This is a genomic window from Poseidonibacter antarcticus (assembly GCF_003667345.1).
Lineage (GTDB): Bacteria > Campylobacterota > Campylobacteria > Campylobacterales > Arcobacteraceae > Poseidonibacter > Poseidonibacter antarcticus.
Genome location: NZ_RCWF01000015.1, coordinates 23,037 through 46,883, shown reverse-complemented (window position 1 = coordinate 46,883; position 23,847 = coordinate 23,037). Strand labels below are relative to the sequence as shown.

General features: G+C 30.0%; 11 protein-coding genes. 9 read left to right on the top strand and 2 right to left on the bottom strand.

Going from position 1 to position 23,847, the window contains the following annotated elements:
- The first annotated feature begins 105 nt into the window (after positions 1-105).
- The 4 genes from D9T19_RS13235 to argH all read left to right on the top strand — a co-directional run bounded on the left by D9T19_RS13235 (position 106) and on the right by argH (position 18,261).
- A complete protein-coding gene (locus tag D9T19_RS13235) occupies positions 106-14,202 on the top strand; it encodes a T1SS-143 repeat domain-containing protein (RefSeq protein WP_121628724.1) in 14,097 nt (4,698 codons plus the stop codon).
- Positions 14,203-14,265: 63 nt separating this feature from the next.
- Positions 14,266-14,868, top strand: coding sequence for a transglutaminase-like cysteine peptidase (locus D9T19_RS13230; protein WP_121628723.1), 603 nt, complete (start codon positions 14,266-14,268; stop codon positions 14,866-14,868).
- Complete coding sequence (locus D9T19_RS13225; RefSeq protein WP_121628722.1) at positions 14,865-16,754, top strand: bifunctional diguanylate cyclase/phosphodiesterase; 1,890 nt, start codon at positions 14,865-14,867, stop codon at positions 16,752-16,754. The genes D9T19_RS13230 and D9T19_RS13225 overlap by 4 nt, the downstream gene beginning before the upstream one ends.
- Positions 16,755-16,869: 115 nt before the next feature.
- Entirely contained in the window at positions 16,870-18,261 is a 1,392-nt protein-coding gene (gene argH, locus D9T19_RS13220) for an argininosuccinate lyase (RefSeq protein WP_121628721.1), read from the top strand.
- A gap of 29 nt (positions 18,262-18,290) precedes the next feature.
- Here argH and D9T19_RS13215 read toward each other — a convergent pair whose 3' ends face one another.
- Both D9T19_RS13215 and D9T19_RS13210 read right to left on the bottom strand, forming a co-directional pair.
- Complete coding sequence (locus tag D9T19_RS13215; protein WP_121628720.1) at positions 18,291-19,196, bottom strand: chemotaxis protein CheV; 906 nt, start codon at positions 19,194-19,196, stop codon at positions 18,291-18,293.
- Between the two features lie 62 nt (positions 19,197-19,258).
- Positions 19,259-19,909 carry a tRNA threonylcarbamoyladenosine dehydratase gene (locus D9T19_RS13210; protein WP_121628719.1) on the bottom strand — a complete coding sequence of 217 codons (651 nt, stop codon included), beginning with the start codon at positions 19,907-19,909 and terminating at the stop codon, positions 19,259-19,261.
- A gap of 60 nt (positions 19,910-19,969) precedes the next feature.
- On the opposite strand from D9T19_RS13210, the gene greA reads away from it, so the two are divergent.
- The 5 genes from greA to D9T19_RS13185 all read left to right on the top strand — a co-directional run bounded on the left by greA (position 19,970) and on the right by D9T19_RS13185 (position 23,741).
- Positions 19,970-20,455 carry a transcription elongation factor GreA gene (greA, locus tag D9T19_RS13205; protein WP_121628718.1) on the top strand — a complete coding sequence of 162 codons (486 nt, stop codon included), beginning with the start codon at positions 19,970-19,972 and terminating at the stop codon, positions 20,453-20,455.
- The gene (gene argC, locus D9T19_RS13200; RefSeq protein ID WP_121628717.1) at positions 20,455-21,459 is read left to right on the top strand and encodes an N-acetyl-gamma-glutamyl-phosphate reductase; all 1,005 of its coding nucleotides are present in this window, start codon (positions 20,455-20,457) and stop codon (positions 21,457-21,459) included. The genes greA and argC overlap by 1 nt, the downstream gene beginning before the upstream one ends.
- Positions 21,449-22,147: a UDP-2,3-diacylglucosamine diphosphatase gene (locus D9T19_RS13195; RefSeq protein WP_121628716.1), complete on the top strand. Its 699-nt coding sequence runs from the start codon at positions 21,449-21,451 to the stop codon at positions 22,145-22,147. The genes argC and D9T19_RS13195 overlap by 11 nt, the downstream gene beginning before the upstream one ends.
- Before the next feature lie 18 nt (positions 22,148-22,165).
- Complete coding sequence (locus D9T19_RS13190) at positions 22,166-23,026, top strand: DUF808 domain-containing protein (protein ID WP_121628715.1); 861 nt, start codon at positions 22,166-22,168, stop codon at positions 23,024-23,026.
- Positions 23,027-23,174: 148 nt separating this feature from the next.
- A complete protein-coding gene (locus D9T19_RS13185) occupies positions 23,175-23,741 on the top strand; it encodes a YceI family protein (RefSeq protein ID WP_121628714.1) in 567 nt (188 codons plus the stop codon).
- Positions 23,742-23,847: the final 106 nt, after the last annotated feature.

The window sequence follows — 23,847 nt, the reverse complement described above, 5'->3', positions numbered from 1 at the left end:
AACTACAAAATTTAATTTATATCACCCAGTTGGGTGATATAAAAACTACAAAAATTCTACTATAATATAAATATAATTTAATAATAAAGTCTTAAAGGACAAACTATGGCAACAATTGCAGGAAGTATAATAAGTTTATCAAATGGAACTTTTAATGTAAAAGATGAAAATGGAAATATTAGAGTTTTAAAAGTAGGTGATGAAATCTATGAAAATGATACAATCTATGGTAATAGTGACAATTCATCATCTTCACGAATAGAAATTCAACTTTCAGGTAATGATGTTATCGTTTTAAGTCAAGGACAAGAACAATTAATAGACTCTTCTTTAATTGAAACTGCATTCGGAACAGAAGAATTATTTTTTACGAGAGAAAGCTTAAATTTAAACGGTGAAGATCAATCTTCAAATGTTGATATTATAAGTGATTTAAGAGATGCAGAATTTGTTGATGAAAAACTTGAATTAGAAGAAGATGGTAGTATATCAGATAATGATGATAATATTACTGAAGAAGAAACAGCAGAAGGTGAAGAAGAAGCTGAAGATGAAGCACTTGAAAGTGGTGAATTTGAAGCAAGAGATGGAACTGCAACAGATATTAATACTGATTTGAGAAATACGCAATTTGTAGCAAGAACTCAAACTTTTGAAGATTTAACTCAATTTGAGAGTGAATCAGAGGGGAGATTAACTCCAAATAATGCTACAGAAAGACCAGATTATACAGATTCTATTGTTAATACTCCTTCAGTACCAACAGTTAATCCTACACCACCATCTGTTATTCCTGTTGATAATACTGAAGAAGAAGTTGTTGAAACACCAGTTTCTACACCGATAATAGGAAACTTAAGTATTAATAATGCAACTAATTATGAAAATGATGGATTTTTAATATTTACAGTTACTCTTGATAGAAGTTTAAGTTCATCTGTAACTTTTGACTATGATACAACAGCTATAACAGCATCAGCAAATGGTGAAGATTATTCTGATATTTCAGGCAGTATTACAATACCAGCAGGAAGTATAAGTACTACAATACAAGTTCCAATTATAAATGACTATATATCAGATAATGGAGAAACGGTAAGAATTAATATTTCTAATGTTGAAGGGAATGCAAATATTAGTAATTCTGAAGCTATAGGGACTATTTTAGATAATGTAGATACAGCAATAGTATCAATTAGCGGAGATGAATTGGTTGAAGAAGGTTCTGCTGCAACATATAAGATAGAAGTAGATCAAGTAATAGCATCAGGTGAAACAATAACAGTGCCTTTAACTTATAGTTATATATCAGCAAGCAGTGAAGATATAATAACAAATACAGTACAAATAATATTAGATGAAAATAATCAAAGTGTTAACTTTAATATAGAAACAATAGAAGATACTTTAGCTGAGGGAAGTGAAGTATTTAATGTAATAATCGGAACACCAATAGATACAGGAAGTTTTGAAAACATTGATTTAGGGAATGATACAGTATCGACAGTAATTGAAGATAACTTAGAAGATACAGCAATAGTAAGTTTAGTAGGACCAGCAAATGTAGTTGAAGGTGAAACAACAGCTTCATATACAGTAAGTGTAGATCAATTAGCAACAGATGTAAAAACAGATATTACAGTGACATTTACATATACAGGTGTAGCAGTAGATGGAACAGACTTTACAGGAGTATCATCAGTAATAATTCCAGCAGGATCAAACTCAACAACATTTGATATAACAACACTTGATGATGCATTAGCAGAAGGAACTGAAAGCTTTAATATTGCAATTAATGCTATTACAGATACAAACTTCGAAGCAATAACAGAACATGCAACAGATAATAATGTAACAACAACTATTACAGAAGATTTAGGCACAAACCCTGTAGATTCAGATATTACAGCAACAGTAGTAGTTGGTGATGCAGCAACTGTAACAGAAGCAAATAATACATACTTAACATATGATGTAAAATTATCAAACGCTGTAGGTGAAAATGTAGAAGTAACATTAGCTACAAGTGGAACAGCAACAGCAGGAACTGATTATGAATCAAACTTAGAGTTCTTTGATGGTACTTCTTGGGTAGCAGTTCCAGCTGATGGAAAAATCACACTTCCAGCAGATGCTTCAACTGTACAAGTAAGAGCAGAAGTAAAAGATGATGCAATCACTGAACCAAATGAAACAGTAGTTCTAGCTGCAACAACAACAGATTCTCAAATCACAGATTCAAGTGATACAGGTTCAGGAACTATTACAGATGATAGAGGAACAGATAATCCAAATGTAGATTCAGATATTACAGCAACAGTAGTAGTTGGTGATGCAGCAACTGTAACAGAAGCAAATAATACATACTTAACATATGATGTAAAATTATCAAACGCTGTAGGTGAAAATGTAGAAGTAACATTAGCTACAAGTGGAACAGCAACAGCAGGAACTGATTATGAATCAAACTTAGAGTTCTTTGATGGTACTTCTTGGGTAGCAGTTCCAGCTGATGGAAAAATCACACTTCCAGCAGATGCTTCAACTGTACAAGTAAGAGCAGAAGTAAAAGATGATGCAATCACTGAACCAAATGAAACAGTAGTTCTAGCTGCAACAACAACAGATTCTCAAATCACAGATTCAAGTGATACAGGTTCAGGAACTATTACAGATGAAATCAACCTCACAAATAAAACAGAAACAGTAGTAGAGGGTACACATACTATTACTAGCACAACAGAGTCACTTAATCTACTCGATAATGATGAAATAGGTGCAAATGGGAAAATAGTAAGTTTTGAGTATAAAGATGAAGCGGGAAATACTCAAACGGCTACATTATCAAATGTTGGAGGTGTCATAACTGCAACAGCCAATACTCAGTATGGTAGTGTAACAGTAAATGAAGATGGAACATGGAGTTTTACTTCTGATGCTACTGAAAACAATCCAACTGGCGTGGATGATGTTATTACTTATAAAGTTCAAGATTCTACAGGTGCAACAGCAACGGCAAAATTTACAGTTACCGTAACAGATACTGCTCCAACAGCTGTAGCAGATACAAATACAGTTATAGAAGATACAACATTAACAGCAAATGGAAATGTTATAAATAATACTACAGATGATACACAAGATGATATAAGTGGAGCAGATACCCCAATAGTAGTCTTAGGAGTAGCAGCAGGAAGTGATACAAGTTCAGATGTAACAGAACATGTAGGAGATGGTATAAATGGCACTTATGGAAGTGTAAAAATAGAGAGTGATGGAAGTTATATATATACACTTACTAATGATGATGTAAGAGTACAACATCTTATACCTGATGAAACATTAACAGATATCTTTACCTATACAATCAAAGATGCAGATGGTGATACAAGTACAACAACATTAACTATTACAATCAAGGGAACAAATGATGTTCCAACGATTACAGCAGTAGATGGTAACAGTAGTGATGCTCATCCAAATGGAGATGCAACCGTTTATGAATCAGGTTTGGCAGCAGGAAGTGATGCAAGTGCAACTACAGAGACAACATCAGGAACAATCACTATCTCAGCAAAAGATGGATTAGTAAGTGTAAACATCGGTGGAACTGATATAACTCAAGCACAATTACTAGATAGTGGAACAACAGCTATCAATATTGATACAGGTGAGGGTACTTTGGTAATTAATGGCTTTACTCCAAGTGATGGAACACATCAAGATGGTAGTGGAACTATAAACTACACCTATACATTAAAAACTGAACAAACGCATGCAGATGCAGATGGGAATAATGAAGTTACAGATGTTATCTCATTAACAGTGACTGATAGAAATGAAACAAGTGCACCAGCTACAAACTTAACTATTACAATAGTAGATGATGTACCAACAGCAGTTAATGATACAAGAGATATTAATGAGGGAGCAACAAACTCTATTACTGGGAATGTTGTAACAGGAACAACCAATGGAGATAATGCTGATCATGGTAATGCTGATGGATTTATTGGTAGTCCTGTAATTAAACTAATGTATGGTGCTACTGAAATAACACTTGGAACAAGAACTGAAACGGATGATGGATATATTACATTTAATAGTGATGGTTCATATACCTTTGAAGCAAAAAGTGATTTAGATAATCCATTAGGAGCTGATCTAGTAGAGACATTTACTTATACTATTGAAGATAAAGATGGAGATGAAACAAGTGCAACACTTACAATCAATGTGAAAGATTTAGATGCTACGATTAGTGGATCTACTGTTAGTATGTATGAGAATACACTTCCTGATGGTTCTGATACTGATGCACTAGCAACATCTGTTACAGGAGAATTAAGTGTTACTCCTGCAACAGATACATTTGATGTTCAGTTCGATGTTTCTACTCTTCCAAGTGAATTGAGTTCAGGTGGAGTGGATTTAGTGTACAAAATCTCAGTTGATGGGCATACGCTTACAGCAACTGCTGGAAATTCAGGACCAACTGTATTTACGACAGTATTGAGTGATACAGCAACAACAACACCAGATTATACTTTTACCCTAAGTGCTCCATTAGATCATGCTGATGCAGCAGGTGCAAATGAATTAGCAGTAACTTCTGGAGTAAAAGTGATTGAGTTTGATGGTGATGTGGCAACTACGACATTTACAGTAAATATTGTAGATGATGTTCCAGCTGCAAATGTAGATACAAATACAGTTATAGAAGATACAACATTAACAGTAAATGGAAATGTTATAGTTAATACAACAGATGATACACAAAATGATATAAGTGGAGCAGATACCCCAATAGTAGTCTTAGGAGTAGCAGCAGGAAGTGATACAAGTTCAGATGTAACAGAACATGTAGGAGATGGTATAAATGGCACTTATGGAAGTGTAAAAATAGAGAGTGATGGACGTTATATATATACACTTACTAATAATGATGTAAGAGTACAACATCTTATACCTGATGAAACATTAACAGATATCTTTACCTATACAATCAAAGATGCAGATGGTGATACAAGTACAACAACATTAACTATTACAATCAAGGGAACAAATGATGTTCCAACGATTACAGCAGTAGATGGTAACAGTAGTGATGCTCATCCAAATGGAGATGCAACCGTTTATGAATCAGGTTTGGCAACAGGAAGTGATGCAAGTGCAACTACAGAGACAACATCAGGAACAATCACTATCTCAGCAAAAGATGGATTAGTAAGTGTAAACATCGGTGGAACTGATATAACTCAAGCACAATTACTAGATAGTGGAACAACAGCTATCAATATTGATACAGGTGAGGGTACTTTGGTAATTAATGGCTTTACTCCAAGTGATGGAACACATCAAGATGGTAGTGGAACTATAAACTACACCTATACATTAAAAACTGAACAAACGCATGCAGATGCAGATGGGAATAATGAAGTTACAGATGTTATCTCATTAACAGTGACTGATAGAAATGAAACAAGTGCACCAGCTACAAACTTAACTATTACAATAGTAGATGATGTACCAACAGCAAAAAATAATAGTGCAACAGTAGTTGAAGGAACAACAGCTGCAATTACTGGAAATGTGATAACAGATGATGATACAAGTGGGGTAGATATTGTAGGTGCAGATGAAGCTATTTTAAATAACTTTACATATACAAAAGCAGATGGAACTGCTGATGAAACACTAACATTTAGTGATTCAAACACAACTTATACTGTAATTACTCCAACAGGTGAATTAACTGTAAATCAAAATGGTTCATGGAAATTTACTCCTATAGCTTCAGTTGACCATGATGATAATTCAACAGCAGTTGGAACAGAAAATAATAGTAATACAAGTGGAAGCTTCACATATACACTTATTGACGGTGATGGTGATGTGTCAAGTGAAGCTACAAACACAATTACCGTAACAGATACAATTGCAACTGTAGCACCTATTGATACTGTAATTATTGATGAAGATGATTTAACAAGTGGAAGTGAATCAATAAAAGAATCTTTAACATCAGAAAATAATTCATTAGGAATAACTACAGGAAAAGATGATATCACAGATGTAGTATTTGATATATCAAAAATTAATGCAGATACTAATATGACAAGTTTAAAATCAGGTGGACAAGCTTTAACATTTAGTTTAAGTGATTCAAATCATGTTTTAACAGCTAAAGATAGTATTGGTAATGATGTATTTGTAGTAACTATTAATAATAACGGTACAGCTAATGATTATGATGAAAATAGTACATATACTTTTGAACTTAAAGGTGTACTTGACCATACAACGGCAGATGGTGAAAATAATCTTGATATAGATATCCCATTTAGTGTTGTTGAAATAGATGATACTGTTGAATCACAAATAAAAGTAAATATTACAGATGATATTCCAACAGCAGTTGAAGATACAAGTGTAGTTACAGTTAATGAAGGAAATGTCCCTTTAACTGGTGTTAATTTACTAGATAATGATGTAACAGGTGCAGATGGACTATCAACTGTAACAGGTTTTAAATATACTGATGAAGAGGGTAATGAACAAACAGGAACACTAGGAACACAAGTAGATACTCAATATGGATTACTTACTGTAAATAGTGATGGTTCATGGTCTTATATATCAGATGGTAGTGAGATTAATAATACAGCTGCGGTTACTGATAACTTTACTTATACTATCACTGACTTTGATGGTGACATTTCAAGTGCAATTCAAGAAATTAAAGTAACAGATGGAGCTAATCCTACAAATGATGGAGCAACTTCTGCAAGCCTTGATGAAGATGATTTAAGTTCAGGTAGTGATACAGTTAAAGAAACACTTGTTGCTACAGGGGATTTAAATATTGGATCTGGTACAGATGCACTTGATACTGTATTTGATACTACAGGAACAGAAACTCTTACTTCAAATGGAAAAGCTATTGTTTATACTCTAAGTGATGATGGACATACTATTACAGGTAAAGTAGGTTCAAAAGAAATTTTTGTTGCAACTATTACAGATCCTGATAATGAAACAGCTTCAACAGGATATACTTTTGAGTTAAAAGGTACTATAGATCATGATGCTGCAAGTGGAGAGAATAGTAAAGATGTTGTACTTCATTACATAGCTACAGATGCAGATGGTGATACTGCAGCAAATGATTTAACAGTAGCTATTATAGATGATATACCAACTATTGGTACAGCTGATACAGCTACTGTTAATGAAGCGAATTTAGCAAGTGGTAGTAATCCTGATAATGCTGCCTTAACACAAACAGGTTCACTAGCAGTTAATAAAGATGCAGATAGTTTTGACACTACATTTAGTACAAGTCAAACTACTTTAGATGCTCTAAATTTAACTTCACAAGGTACGCCTTTATCTTACACTATTAGTGCAGATGGGCATAAACTTACAGCAACAGCTGGAGGAGATACTATATTTACTGTTAAGATTAACAAGTTTAGTACTTCTTCGGCAAAATATAAATTCACTCTTTCTGGTGTTATTGATAATTCTGAAGAAACAACTGCGCTGCCTTTTAGTTATCAAGTAGTGGATTATGATGGAGACAGTGTTACTAAAACCTTTACTATTAATGTAGTAGATGATAATCTATCTATACAAGATTATACAATTGATGAAGATAGTGGAGAAGCTACTTATGCTACACAAGCAGGGGCAACTTCAAGCAATACTAGCATTCATACAAGTCCAGTACATGGTATAGCTACGATAGATACCGATGGTAAGTTACATTACACTCCTAATGATGAATATAGTGGAGTAGATACTCTAACTTATACAGTAGAGGAGATAGATGAAAATGGAGTTTTACAAACGACAACTACAACAGTTACTTTCACTGTCAACCCAATATCAGATGCTCCAGGTGTGACAGTTGATGCTGATACTGTTTATACTCTTGAGGATACACCTGTAGCATTAGGTCTTAATGCTCCAACTATTACTGATACAACAGATAATAATGGTGCTGCGTTAGGTGATAATCCTGAATTATTAGGTTTAGTTACTTTAAGCGGTATTCCAAGTGGGGTAGAATTATCATATGGTGGAAATACTTTTACTTCAACTGGTGGAGATATTACAATTAAATTCACTGATAACGATACTCATCTTAATGGATTAAGTGGTGAGACTTTAAGTATGTCAAAAGACGATTTTAATTTAATGGAAGTTCGTCCATCATCTCAAGATGCGAAAGATTTTAAAGTTACAATGAAAGTAACAGAATATGAAGTTGATGAAAGTGGTAATATATTTGAAATATCTGGTAATCCAGTTGCAGGTGCAGAATCAACAATTACTGTAGATGTAGATGTTTTAGCAGTAACTGACCCAGTTGATATCAAAATTAACAATTCTGACACTTCATATGAAACAACAATAGATGAAGATAGACCTTTAGATTTACAATCACTTCTTACAGTTACATTTGCTGATATGGATGGAAGTGAAAATAGAAGTATTGTGTTGAGTGATTTACCATCTGGTACTATTATCAATGGAAATACAATAACAACTGGAACTTATACTATAGATTTAAATAGTGATGGAACAATTCCAGCATTATCATTAACTCCACCAAAAAACTTTAGTGGTGATATGTCAGATATTACGATTACTTTAGTTGCACATGACACAGATACGGATTCTACTCATAACGATGAATCAAGTGTTGATACTACAACGCTAGCAAATAAAACTATTTATGATTCAAAAGATAGCGTAACTTTATCTTTACATGTAAACCCTATTGCAGATGATATTGCTGATATGGTGGCGAAGACTACAGATGAAGATACAGCAGTAGCATTTTTAAGTGATTTTGATTTGACAGATAAAGATATAGCTGGAACTGAAAGTGTCATGAAAGTTGTTATAACAGGACTAGATGAGGGAAGTGTAGTTGTTTATGGTGGAGTAACTACTACTATTGATAGTTCTGGTACATTTACTATTGGTGATGGAAGCTCAATTTTGGATATAGCAACAATCCAAGCAGCAACAATTACTCCACCTGCTCATAGTAGTTTAGATATGAGTATTACAGTAACTGCAACAGTACAGGATGTGAATGTAATTGATGGTATTCCTATTACTAATACAGCGACGGATTTAGTGAAAACATTTGATTTAGTAGTAAGTCCTATTGCTGAAAGCACTGAGACAAATACAGCAGGAACTATTTCTGGGACAGATGGAAATGACATTATCACTCAAGGAACTCACAACTATGCAACAAAAGCAAATGAAGATGAATTTTTCAATTTAAATATAACAGAAGGTACATTTACAGGTCTTACTTTAATAAATGAAGATAGTGCATCTGAAACAACAACTGTACTATTTACTGCAAAAGATGAAAATGGTGCTGATTTAATTGGAACAATCTTTACTTATGGTGGGGAAACTACAGAATTTATATATGCAGGAACAGCAGTTGAAATTCCAAGTACTGCTTTAGATACTTTACAAGTAAAAGCACCTGCTGAATATAGTGGAACAATGATTCTTACTACACAAATCAAATCTATAGATTATGATGATGATGCTAGTAATAAAGAATCTCCAAGCACAGCTATTAGTCAAGGAGATACTTTAACTATTACAGTTAATCCTATTGCAGATGATGTAACAGTTGCTATAAAACAATCATTTGGAAATGAAGATGCAGGAATAGATCTAAATGTAGGTGTAAGTTCATCAGATAAAGATGGTTCAGAATCATATACTTTAAAACTTAGTGATATTCCAGATGGTGCACAGATTTATTATAATGGGCAATTAGTTACACTTTCTAGTGGTACAATTACAGTTGGAACTTCAGATTCAACTACAGGTCAATTCTCAGATGAGAACTTTGAAATAGTAGCAACAGATTCAAATAGTTCTGATGGAAAATGGGAATTAGAGATTAAAAATTTTGATAAATCAAAATTATTTACTTATGTTCCTGAAGAGGATTCTAATGAAAATATAACTTTAAAAGTACAAGCACAAGCAGTTGATGGAAGTGATGTTAATCCAGCAGATTTAAGTACAGCACCAAAATTAGATATTTTAGTAAAAGTTACAGGTGTAGCAGATACTCCAACTTATGATAATCCTGTAGATAGTGTTACAGATGATACATATAATGCAGTAGTGACAGAAGATACAAGTTCTATTTCTTTATATACATTATTTCCATCAGATACTCCAAACTTCTCATCTGTTGATATATCAACAGTAGGAGATGATTCAGAAACTCTTTTTGTAACTATTTCTGATTTACCTGCAGGTTTTGGTATTACGGGAACAGATGTTGTTAAAATAGGTGATAATTGGGTTGTAGAAGCGAGCAATTTTAATAGTATTAAATTAACAATTCCTTCAGACTATAGTGGAGAAGTAGAACTTAATTTAAAGCTTCAAACTATTGAAGATGATGGAGACAAATCATTAATTGAAATTATTCCTTTAAAAATACTAGTTACTCCAGAAGCTGAAAGTACAGTAAATATTCATGATTCACAAGAGGAAGATTCGGGAGATAATGTACTTGACTTTAGTTTTACTCGAGCAGATAGTGGTGAGAAACTTGAAAGTATTTGGATAAACACAGAATCAATTGATGCTGGTGTATCTCTTATAACAAATAATGCTACATTAACTCAAACTTCAGTTGGAAGTGCTCAATGGGTAGAATTAACTGTAACCAATGATATCGTAGAAACTGTTACAGCACAACTTGATAGTTCATGGGCTGATAAATCAGGAGCTTATAACTTTGATATTAGATATAGTGTTTCAGATACTGTAGCAGATGGTGGTGTAACTTATACTGATTACAGCACAACTACAAGTGGCAGTGATATCTATAATGAAACTTTTAGTGATCCAAGTGATTATATTACAAAAACATATACAGTTGGCGTAACTCCTATTACTGATGCTGCAATATCATCTATAAGTAATATAAACTCAGCTGATACAAGTAAAGCTTTAGTAAGTGGAGATGATACAGTTGGTTATGCTGTAACTGCCGCGAAAACAAATGTCATTATAAATGTACCATTTGAACTTGACTCAGTTTCTGATAAAGATGGCAGTGAGCAAATTACAACTATTACAGTTTCAGGAGTTCCTGAAGGTGTTAGTGTTGTTGGTGGGACTTATTTAGGAGATATACTTTCTGATACAGGGACTATCATAAACTCTGGTAAATGGAGTCTTCCTATAACAGATAATACTCTTGATTCAGATGGCACATCAAATACTATTGAATTTAACATTAATGGAGAAGCAGTTAATTTTAATGGCGAAACAACTACTGAAACAATATCTATAGGTGTATCACACCAAGATTCGCAAGATGAGGAACTAACTAATGTGAAGTCATTTACTTTAGTAATTGATGATAACTTTGATGGAACTGATGGAACAAATGATAATGTTACTGATGTTCAAATGGATATGGTATTAACACCAATCGCTGATGTTCAACTTACTGAAGATGTAGACTTTAATTTAGCACAATTAGTAACTGCAACTGACGGAACAACTACGGCAGATAGTAGCAACTATGCAATTCTAGTTTCTAATTTACCAAGTGGATATAGTGTATCAGGAACAACAGAAACTAAAAATGTAGATGGAACTACTTATTATGTGTTATATGGAGAAGGTAATGTATCTAATATAAATACATCTCTTGGAAATATAATAGTGAGTCCAAATGAAAATGAAAATACTTTAGAAATAGATAAAGTTGACTTAGACATTAAGGTAATAACATATACTAGTGAAACGAATCAAAATAGTTATCTAGTTGATGGAACTACTTTGGATGCTGAATTAGCACCAGTAAGTGATGAAACTACTATTGCTATATCAGGAAGTGATGTTGCAGAAAGTTCAAGTCCAACTTCTCAAACTATTACATTAGATTTAAGTAATGACGCAGATGGAAATAGTAGAACAATTATAAAGGGTGGAACAGTTTATGTTAAGTTTGCAGAAGACTATACTGATGACAGTACAGATACTGTAATTGGAACTATAACTTACAATGGTACAAATATTAATACTCTTACTCCTGACGGGGATGGATATTATGCAATTACAGGTATTACTGATTTAGATACTAATATATCATTTGTTTACACACCTCCAGAAAATCATTATGGAACTTTAGTAATAGACTCTAAAGTGACAACACAAGAGGATGTGAATGGTGCAACAGATCAAAATGGAGACATTTATGAAACTTCTGAAGTTGAATCTCCAATAGCAAGTAAAACTATAACAATTACTCCAGTAAATGATGGTATTACTCCATTTACACCAATAATGTCTGGAAATGAAGATGAGATAGTGTTATTAGATTTTGGAGAAGGACATTTAATTGATATAACAGAGGATATAATTAGTGCGAAACTTACAGGTATTCCTTTTGGATATGAAGTTACTAATAATGGAATAGCAGTAACTGGAACTATAATAGGTCAAGAAAACGGCGAATATATTTATGAATACAACTTTAATGTTTCAAGTGTTGCCGAACTTGAGAAAATTGGAGTAAAAAAAATAGGAGTAGAAGACTTTAGTGGTGAAATTACTGGTGTTACATTAAGTGTAACAAGTGGTGAACCAGGAAATGAAACTGCACAAACTTCTGATTCTTTCAATATTACATTTAATGCAGTTGCAGATGATTTAATCTCTTTTAGTCCAACAGATGCAATTGGTGATGAGTATGTAAATAGTGAGTCAGCATGGACTCAAATTAATCTTAATATTAATGTTCAAGATACAGATGGTAGTGAAACTATTTCTGTGACATTTGATGGACTTCCAGAAGATAGTTCGTTTAGTTTAGATGGAGGGACTACACCAATAGCTAGTAGCTATGATGACACTACAGGGATATACACTATTTCAGGTATAGATTATGAAAAAGTCAATGACCTATCTGTCTTAACTCCAACAGGATATAAAGGTGGTACCATAACAACAACTGCTTGGACAGTTGACGGTTCTAGTACAAGTGCCGTTCAAACAACAAATACATTTGATATAATACTTGAATCAAAAGCAAGTGGTGTTACTAGTTTTACAAGTAGCATTGATAATCAAATTGATACTAGTAAAAACAATATAATAAGTAGTTCATATACTATTGCTCTTTATGTAACAAGTTTAGATTTATTAGACAAAGATGGTAGTGAATCTTTATATCTAAAAGTAAGTGGCTTAGGTGATTCTTTTGATCTTGATGTTTCAAGTATCGCAGGAGTTTCAGCTACACAAAATACTGATGGTGATTGGATAATTAATATTGGAAATGCAAGTGATAGTACTTATGAAGATGCTTTAACAGCACTTGCAAATGGAGATATAAAATTAATCTCAACTACTACAGATGGAAGTGTTGAAAATATTGATATTAGTGCATATTCACAACTAGAAAAAAATTCAGATGAAAAATCTGATGAAGTAACAGTTAATGATGTAGCCTTAAATGTAACAGTTGATACAGGCACTATAGATGGAACAACTGGTGATGATAATATTATAGGAAGTGATAATGCTGATACAATTAATGCAGGTGCAGGAAATGATACGATAAATGCGGGTGAAGGTGATGACACTATTTATGGAGAAAGTGGAGATGATATCATAAATGGTGAAGCAGGAAACGATACTATTGATGGTGGAATTGGTACTGATACTATAAGTGGTGGTGAAGGTGATGATATTATTGATGGTGGTTCAGAAAATGATATAATTAATGCAGATGCAGGAAATGATACTATTATTACAGATGGTTTAGATACTATAAATGGTGGAACTGGATATGATATCATACAATTAGAAGCAAGTGCTAGTTTTGATTTCTCAAAACTTGACAATATTGAAGAACTTGATTTAACAAATGGTACGCATAATATTAGTTTATCATTACAAGATGTTATTAATATGACAGATGAAAATAATGACCTTAAAATTACAGGTAATAGTACGGATTCTGTTTTATTTGAAGATGGAGCAGATAATAATAAATGGTCTACAACATCAACAGTTACTGAAGATGAAACAACATTTGATGTATATACAAATACTGATAATGCAAGTGTTCAAGTAAAAGTTGAACAAATAATCACAGATGGTATAACTAATTAGTTAAAAAAAGTGCAAGGAGATGAAATTTATTTGTCTCTTTGCCTATTTTGATACAATTTACTTATGAAAATATTTATAATCATTTTATTACTAATTTTTACTAGCTACTCAGCTGATTTTGCAAGTTCTTCTCTTATAAAAAAAGTGGAAAAGAAATATAATAGATTTGCAAAAAATAGATTTGTGGCACTAAATAGGTTATTAAAAAGATTACAAAAAAGTAGTACAAAGAAAAAACTTGAAAGAGTTAATGAGTTTTTTAATTTTGTAAAATATAAAAGTGATAAAGAAGTCTATGGTATTAGTGATTATTGGGCTTCTCCTTCTGAATTTTTAGCTCGAGATAAAGGGGATTGTGAAGATTATGTAATTGCTAAATATTTTGCATTAAAGAATCTTGGTATTCCTACTTCAAAAATGTTTTTAACTTATGTACGAGTTGCTGGATTAAAAGATGCTCATATGGTCTTGTCTTATTTTGAAACTCCAAATTCAGAACCATTAATCCTAGATAGCATTAGACGTATAATATTCCCTGCATCAAAAAGAACTGATTTAACACCAGTTTATAACTTCAATCCAAATATCTTAAGAAATGGAAAAAGAACATCAGCACATAAAAAATGGGATGTGTTATTAAGAAAAATCAAAAGGAACAAAATATGAGTTTATTTAAACAAGTTTCAATTGTAATATTATTTATTTTTACAATATTATTTATATTAATTACTGTAGTTTCATTCAAAATTATAAAAGACTCTAGTGAAAAATCTTTATATGAAAATGTACAAAATAGTGCAACAAGTGTAAGCTTATCAATTACAAATGCAGGTTCTGATATATCTTCAATAAAAACTGTTATAAATGCTAGTTTTGATAATGGTAATTATGAAAAAATCATTTTTAAAGATAATGAAGAAGTAAGTATTTATGAAGTATCAAAAGATATATCAGAAGAAAAAAATGATATTCCTTTGTGGTTTATAAATCTTATAGATATTGGCGAAATATCTGCAAAATCAACTATTTCAAATGGTTGGAATGTTTTAGGAACAATTGAAATTTTTAATGATAGAACAATATTTTATCATCAAACATATTCAATTTTTAAAAATCTTATTTTTTCATTATTAATAAGTTTTGCAATTTTGACAGTAATACTGTTCTTCTTATTTGCTTATATTCTAAAACCTCTAAAAACTATTAAAAAGCAAGCTCTAGCTGTTATGAGAAATGAGTTTATTATAGAAAAAGATTTACCTTTTACTTCTGAATTTAAATCTGTAACATTAAGTATAAATAGTATGATAAGTAAAATTGAAAAAATGTTTGAAAATACAAATAATGTTTTAAAATTAAATAAAAAACTATTATATTTTGATGAAGTAAGTAAGTTACATAATAGAAAATATTTTATATTAAAAGCAAATGAGTTTTTAGATAAAGACAATTCAAATAATCAAGGTTTTATTAGTATAGTTTCTTTAAAAATAGATGAATTAAACAAAAAATTTGGTTATGAAAAAACAAATACTATTTTAGTAAATTTATCAAATTTAATGAAAGAAGAGTTTGGTGGTGGCTCAAATTTAATTGCAAGAATGAATGGTTCAGAATTTGTTTTAGTAATTCCTAACATAGATGAATCAAAAATGAAAAAATCTATATCAAATTTTATAAAAAATATAAATGATAATTTAGAAATATCATTTGATGATATATTTGTTGGTTTATTCAAATATGAAGAAGAACAAAGTGTAAAAACACTTTTAACTAAAATGGATTATGTTATTTCTCAAGCAAAAACATTTCCTGATAAAGATTATTTCTTTATAGAAGATATTGATAAGTGTTTAACAAAAGAAGAATGGATAAAAATAATTAATATATCATTAGAAAAAAATTATTTCAAACTCCTTTATCGTGATGTAATAGATATAAATTTAAAAGATATCTTACATAAAACTATAAGTTTTGAATTAAATTATGAGGATAATAATTTTTCATATAAAGGCTTGATTCCTGCTATTTTGGCACAAGGTCGATTAAGTGAAGTTTATTTACATATTATAGAAAAAATATTAAAAAATAATGAAACAAATAGTAAAATCACAATCCAATTACCCATAGTATTTATAATAGATTTTAATAATTATTCAAAATTAAAAGTCTTATTTGAAAAGTATCAAAACATAAATAATCAAAATATCATATTTGAAATAGAAGAAGAATCATTTAATCAAAATCTTAATAACACAATTATGTACATTAATTTGTTTGAAGAGTTTAATTTCAGATTTGCTATATTCAATTTTATTGCAAATAGCAATGATTACTCTTATTTAAAAGAGTTAAAACCTTTATATGTTAAAGCTTCAAAATATTTCTTATTAGAATCAACACAAAGTTTAAATATGTTAAAAATTTTAACACAGTCTTTAGATATAAAATTAATAGCAACTTCTGTGAATAAAGAATCAGATATTAAAATATTATCAAATATTGGGATCAATGCAGTTTGTGGACCAGTTATGGAAAAAATAAAAAAATAAAATTAATATGCATAGGTCTTTGGCTTTTACTTATTATAAAGCCATTGACTTTTAAATAATATCACTTATGATATAATACGCAAAATCACGCTTTTCATAGATAGGAATATATATAATGTCAAACCAAAATAATCAAATATTAAAAAATACAAATGCACAAATTTTAGATGAGTTTAATGCTTCAATTATGTTCGATAAAGAACTTTATTCACAAGATATAAAAGGTTCAATAGCTCACTCTCAAATGTTATGCGAACAAGGTATCTTAACAAAAGAAGAACAAGAACTTATAGAATCAGGTTTATTACAAGTAAAAGAAGAAATAGAATCTGGAAAATTTGAATTTTCACTAGCATATGAAGATATTCATATGGCAGTTGAAAATAGACTAACTGAAATAGTAGGAGAACCTGGAAAAAGACTTCATACAGCAAGAAGTAGAAATGACCAAGTAGCACTAGATTTTAGACTTTATGTTCAAGAAAAATCACTTTCTATAAAAGAACAATTAAAACAAATAGTTGAAACATTTGTAAATGTTGCTTCAAAACATACTGATACTTTAATCCCAGGAATGACTCATTTACAACACGCACAACCTCTTAATTTTGGTTATCACTTACTAGCTTATGCAAATATGTTTAAAAGAGATTTTGAGCGATTTGAAAGCTCTTATGAAAGAAATAATTATTCACCTCTAGGAAGTGCTGCACTTGCTGGAACTCCACATAATATTAATAGACAAAGTACATCAGATAAATTAGGGTTTAGTGCACCTACATCTCATGCTATGGATAGTGTATCTGATAGAGATTTTGCTTTAGAAATTTTATTTAATATCTCAACTTCAATGATGCATATATCTAGAATTTCAGAAGAGCTTGTAACTTGGTCTTCTTACGAATTTCAATTTGTTAGAATGAGTGATGAGTATGCTACAACTTCATCAATTATGCCACAAAAGAAAAACCCTGATGTTCCTGAATTACTTCGAGGTAAAACAGGTCGAGTTTATGGAAACTTGATTTCATTATTCACTGTTATGAAAGGTTTACCACTAGCATATAATAAAGATACACAAGAAGATAAAGAGGGTGTTTTTGATTCAGTAAAAACTATTGAAATTTCATTAAAGATTTTAAATGAAGTAATTAAAACAATGATTGTAAATGTAGATAAAATGGAATTTGCTTGTAAAATTGGACACTTAAGTGCTACTGATTTAGCAGATTTTTTAGTTCAAAAACAAAATATGCCTTTTAGAACTGCTTATTATATTACAAAAGATGTAGTAGAAAAAGCAAATAGTTTAAATAAAGATATTTCAGAACTTAGTGTTGAAGAAATTAGACAATCAAATGATGAAATTAAAGATATTGATGAAGAAATTGTTATGTATTTAGATTTAAGAAATTCAATGAATGCAAGAACATCAAAAGGTGGAACATCAACAGAACAAACAAAAGTTCAAATAGAAGAGTTCAAAACTTGGTTAGATCAAAACTAAACTAGAAGAATTTCTTCTAGTTTAGTTTTTTATGCTAAGAATTTTTTTGTTAATTTAAACAATGCAGGAATATCTGTTTTCCCTACAAATCCATCAACACCAATTTGATTCATTTTTCCCTTAACTGCATCTGTTGTCATTGATGAGTTTACAATAACTGGGATATTTGCATATTTTGAATTTGTTTTAATAAATGATGCAACTTGATACCCATCAGTTCCAGGCATTTCAATATCAGTAAGTATCATTCCTATGGAATCTGGATTAATTTCTTCTAATCTTTTTAAAAGAAGTGTTCCATTTGTATATATTTCAAATCTAACACCTGTTTTTTTAAAAAAACTATTCAGAACTTCTCTAGCAACTCCTGAATCTTCTGCTGCTAATATAATTTTACTTGAATCAAGAGTACTTTCTACATATTTTTGTACATCTTTTTCTCCATCATCAGTCCAACCAATATCTCTTAATAATTGTTCTGCATTAAATACTGTACAAAGTTCGTCTTTGTCATGAGCTTTAATATAAGTTGTATATGTTATTTTTGAATTAGTCTCTTCTGTATGTCTTAATTCATCAGTCGTTTTTTCAACAATATCTAACATATCTTTTATTAAGAAACCAATTTTTTTATGATTAAATTCACAAAAGATGATTAATTTATATTCATGAACATCTAATGCTTTATGTCCTAACCAAGCATCTAGATTTATTAATGTAACAGGTTCTCCTCTAATAGTTGCAATTCCTGCAATTATATCAGAGTCTGTAGGAGTATCATTTATAGCTACTTCTTCTGTAATTATAAAAGCTTTTACCTTTGCTATATTAATTGCGTAAATATTATTGTGACCAGTGTAAAATACTGCTAATTGCTGAACATTTCTCAAATGTGCTTGTGTCATTTGTTCAACACTACCACTAATTCCGCTCATATTAATCCTTTTGTAGTCTATGACATTTATTATATATGTTTTATTCTTTAACTAACTTTAAGTTATTTTTTAAGTTTATTTACAATTTTTTGTATAGTTACAGATGCCATCATTAAACCAAAAGAACCCGTAACTCCCTCAAAACTTCCTTTTTCAATACACATTGGATTTTCAGATGAAAAAATTACTTTAAACTTTTTCTTAAAACCTTTTTGCTTTAATTCAGTTCTTATTTTTCTTATAAATGGATCATTATAAGTATCCCAAATTGATTTATATTCAATCTTACTAGGATCTATTCTTTTTGCTCCGCCACTTGTTGTAATAATTTTTTTATAATGTCTTTGAATCAAATGAACTTTTGGTTTTATATCATCAATTGCATCTAAAATATAATCATAAGAAGAAAAATCAAAGTCATCAATCCATTCAGGTGTGATTTTTTCATTAATTGCAATTACTTCTGGGTATCTTTCTTTCATTACATCAACTTTAACTCTTCCAATATTCCCAACACTTCCTAATTGTCTATTCATATTTGAATCTTCATAGGTATCAAAATCTACAATTGTGATATCTGTAATTCCTGTATTATAAAGTGCATCTAGTGCAAAACTTCCAACTCCACCTACACCTAATAAAATTAGTTTTGTATTTTGGAATTTATTAAAAGTTTCATCACCAAATAGCTTTTTTGTTCTATCATATTTCATATAAACTACTCTTTTAAAAATTTTCGCTATTATAACATAAATTAAAGATAGGAGATATTGATGGATAAAGAACCCATGACAAATATCGGATACGAAAAAATTACAGGCGAATTAGAGTTTCTAAAAAAGAAAGAGAGACCAGAAACTGTAATTGCATTAGAAGAAGCTAGACAACTAGGTGACTTAAAAGAGAATGCAGAGTATCATTCGGCAAAAGAGAAATTAGCATTAATAGATATACAAATGGCAGAAATTGGTGCAATAATTTCTAAAGCTGTAATCATAGATCCAACAACTCTTCCTCATACAAAAGTAAGTTTTGGTTCAACTATTGAATTGGTTGATGTAGATACAGATGAAGAATTCAAATATGCAATTGTTGGTGGAGTTGAATCAAATGCTGATAATGGATTAATCTCATTTAACTCACCTTTAGCAAAACAACTTTTAGGAAAAGAAGAGGGCGACGAAATTAAAGCTACACTTCCAGGAGGAATTAAAACTTTTGAAATACTAAGTGTAGGATATAAGGAGTTAAAAATATAATGAATGTAGCAATTATAGGAGCTAGTGGATACACTGGTTTAGAATTAATTAAAATATTATTAACACATCCAAAATTTAATATTACTTATATTGCAAATACAACAGGTGATATTAATGTAGAAGATTTACATCCTTGTTTAAAAGGTGTATTAAATATTAAAGTAGAAAAAGCAAGTGCTAGTGATGTTGCTGCTAAGGCTGATTTAGCTTTTTTAGCACTTCCTCATAAAGCATCTATGTCTTTTGCAAAAGAGTTATTAGCTTTAGACATAAAAGTTGTAGATTTATCAGCTGATTATAGACTTGAGCTTGATACTTATGAAGAACATTATTGTGCTCATGAAGATAAGGAAAATATTCCTAATTCTGTTTATGGATTACCTGAATATTATAAAAATGAAATAAAAAATACTAATTTAGTTGCAAACCCTGGATGTTATCCAACTGCTTCATTATTAGGATTATTACCTTTTATTGATTATATAGAAGAAGGAAGTCAAATTTTTATTGATGCAAAATCTGGAATAAGTGGAGCTGGAAAAAAATTAACAGAACTAGCACATTTTGCTAATTTAAATGAAAATATGATGGCTTATAATCCTTTTAAACATAGACATATGCCTGAAATTGAAGAGAAAATTAAATTAGTAAAAAATAAAGAGTTTCAAATTAATTTTGTTCCTCAACTAATTCCTGTTACAAGAGGTATGTTAATTTCTATTTATGCAACACTAAAAGAAGAAGTGAATGTTGAAGAAATTTTAGAAGAAAGATATAAAAATAATGAATTCGTAAGAGTTAGAAAAAGTGCAGTTGATATTAAATCAACAGCAGGTACAAATTTTTGTGATGTTTTTGTAGCTAGAAATAAAAAAGCGTTATTTATAAATTCTTCAATTGATAACTTATTAAGAGGAGCTTCATCTCAAGCTGTTGTAAATGCAAATATTATGTGTGGCTTTGAAGATAATGAAGGAATTCCAAAAATAGCCTATGTTCCTTAATCTAGAAGATAATGCAATTTTTGTAGCAGATTCTCATTTTAACTTAAAAAATAGAGAATTTTTAATCTTTTTAGAGCAGCTAGACTCTAAAAAGATTGAAACACATCAACTCATCTTAATGGGTGATAACTTTGACTTTTTATCAGGTGAAAGTAAATACTTTATAAAACAAAACAAAATCCTAATTGATATTCTAAATAAATTATCTTTAAGCATACAAATAGTTTATTTAGAAGGGAATCATGATTATAATCTACAAAAACTATTTCCAAATATAAAAGTTTATAAAAGAGAAGAACAACCCTTGATTGGAAAATATAAAGATAAAACAATTGCATTATCACATGGTGATAATTTTATTAATTGGCAATATGATTTATATTGTTTTATTATAAGAAATCCAATTTTATTAAAATTTTTAAATATGATTGATTTTGGAAACTTTATTTCAAAAAAAATTGATTCATCTCTTTTAGAAAAGAATATTTGTCATGAAATGAAAAACTTTAAAACTTTAGTTGAAAAAAGAATGAAAAACTATAAAAGCGATATTGTAATTGAAGGTCATTATCACCAAGGTTCAATACATAATTTTAAAGATAAAATATATGTAAATATCCCTTCTCTTTGTTGCGATAAAACATATATCAAACTTAAAAATCACGAATTTTCAAAAATAAAAATATAATTTTAAAAGGTAAGATTAATGGCATCAGGAATGTTCGCATTATTAGATGATATTGCTGTATTAGCAGATGATATTGCATTAAGTACAAAAGTAGCTACACAAAAAACAGCTGCAATATTGGGTGATGATTTAGCTGTTAATGCTGAAAAAGCAACTGGCTTTAAACAGGAGCGAGAATTAAAAGTAATTTGGGAAATAACAAAAGGTTCTTTAAAAAATAAAGCTATTATTTTACCTATTGCTTTTGTATTAAGTGCATTTGCTCCTTGGTTAATTTCTATTATTTTAGTTTTTGGTGGATTATATCTTTTATATGAAGGTGCTGAAAAAATCGAAGAATATTTTTTAAAAGATAAAGATGAAAAAAATGAAAAGATTTTAAAAAATTCTACAGTTGAAAATATTGTTGATATTGAAAAAGCAAAAATAAAATCTGCAGTTTTTACAGATTTTATTCTTTCAATTGAAATCATAATATTAGCACTTACAACAGTTTTAGATAAACCTTTGATTACGCAGATTATATCAACAACAGTTGTTGCCATTGTTGCAACTATTGGAGTTTATGGAATTGTAGCTTTAATTGTTAGAATTGATAATTTAGGTTTTTGGTTTATTAAAAAAGAGAAAATAAGAATAGGAAACTTTTTTATTGCACTAATGCCAAGACTTATAAATGTATTATCTATTGTTGGAACTATTGCAATGATACTTGTAGGTGGTGGAATATTAGCTCATAATATTGATTTTATCCATCATATTTTTATTGAATCAATTCCATTTATTGTTAATGAATTAATCCTTGGAGTTGTTGTTGGTTTTATTGTCTTATTTGTTGTTCATAAGAGTAAAAGTTTAATAAAAAACACATATTATTAAATAATAATATTTTTTATGCTTTTAATTTGACTTTTTGTATTATTTATTAGTATAATCATCTTACGAGTTATTTTATAGATAATTCTAGGCTGAAATAAGTAAATTAAGGCATCTAAAACAAATTTAAATATTATTAAAAGGATTAAATATGAAATTAGTAAAATTAGGATTAGCATCACTTTTAGCAGCAGGTGCATTATACGCAGGTACATACAAGGTTGATACAAGTCATTCAAATCTTGGATTTAAAGTTAAGCATTTAATGATCTCTAGTGTTAGAGGTAACTTTAATGACTTTTCTGGTTCATTTGAATATGATGAAAAAACAAAAACGATTAAAGCACTTAGTGGTGAAGCACAAGTAAGTTCAATTAATACAGAAAATGAAAAAAGAGATGGACATTTAAAATCAGCAGATTTTTTTGATGCAAAAAAATATCCTACATTAACATTTAAATTAACTAAAATTGATGGTGATGATGCTTATGGTGTATTAACAATGAAAGGTGTTTCAAAAGATATCAAATTAGATTTTGAAAACAATGGAGAAATCACAGATCCATGGGGAAATAAAAGAGTTGGTTTAGAATTAGAAGGAAAAATAAATAGAAAAGACTTCGGACTTAATTGGAATAAAGCCTTAGAAGCAGGTGGAGTTGTTGTTGGTGAAGAAGTTAAGCTGACTATTGAATTAGAAGGTATCTTAGCTAAATAGTTTTACACAAACAAAATATGAAATATCAAGTTTATTACCAAAAGGTAATAAGCTTGATTTCTCTTAAAATTTCTACTCATAAATTTCATATATAAAACTCATCATA

What these genes read in the sequence shown, in the direction of transcription:
- D9T19_RS13235 (WP_121628724.1), top strand. Translation starts at nt 106, where the DNA reads ATGGCAACAATTGCAGGAAGTATAATAAGTTTATCAAATGGAACTTTT.
- D9T19_RS13230 (WP_121628723.1), top strand. Translation starts at nt 14,266, where the DNA reads ATGAAAATATTTATAATCATTTTATTACTAATTTTTACTAGCTACTCA.
- D9T19_RS13225 (WP_121628722.1), top strand. Translation starts at nt 14,865, where the DNA reads ATGAGTTTATTTAAACAAGTTTCAATTGTAATATTATTTATTTTTACA.
- argH (WP_121628721.1), top strand. Translation starts at nt 16,870, where the DNA reads ATGTCAAACCAAAATAATCAAATATTAAAAAATACAAATGCACAAATT.
- D9T19_RS13215 (WP_121628720.1), bottom strand. Translation starts at nt 19,196, where the DNA reads ATGAGCGGAATTAGTGGTAGTGTTGAACAAATGACACAAGCACATTTG.
- D9T19_RS13210 (WP_121628719.1), bottom strand. Translation starts at nt 19,909, where the DNA reads ATGAAATATGATAGAACAAAAAAGCTATTTGGTGATGAAACTTTTAAT.
- greA (WP_121628718.1), top strand. Translation starts at nt 19,970, where the DNA reads ATGGATAAAGAACCCATGACAAATATCGGATACGAAAAAATTACAGGC.
- argC (WP_121628717.1), top strand. Translation starts at nt 20,455, where the DNA reads ATGAATGTAGCAATTATAGGAGCTAGTGGATACACTGGTTTAGAATTA.
- D9T19_RS13195 (WP_121628716.1), top strand. Translation starts at nt 21,449, where the DNA reads ATGTTCCTTAATCTAGAAGATAATGCAATTTTTGTAGCAGATTCTCAT.
- D9T19_RS13190 (WP_121628715.1), top strand. Translation starts at nt 22,166, where the DNA reads ATGGCATCAGGAATGTTCGCATTATTAGATGATATTGCTGTATTAGCA.
- D9T19_RS13185 (WP_121628714.1), top strand. Translation starts at nt 23,175, where the DNA reads ATGAAATTAGTAAAATTAGGATTAGCATCACTTTTAGCAGCAGGTGCA.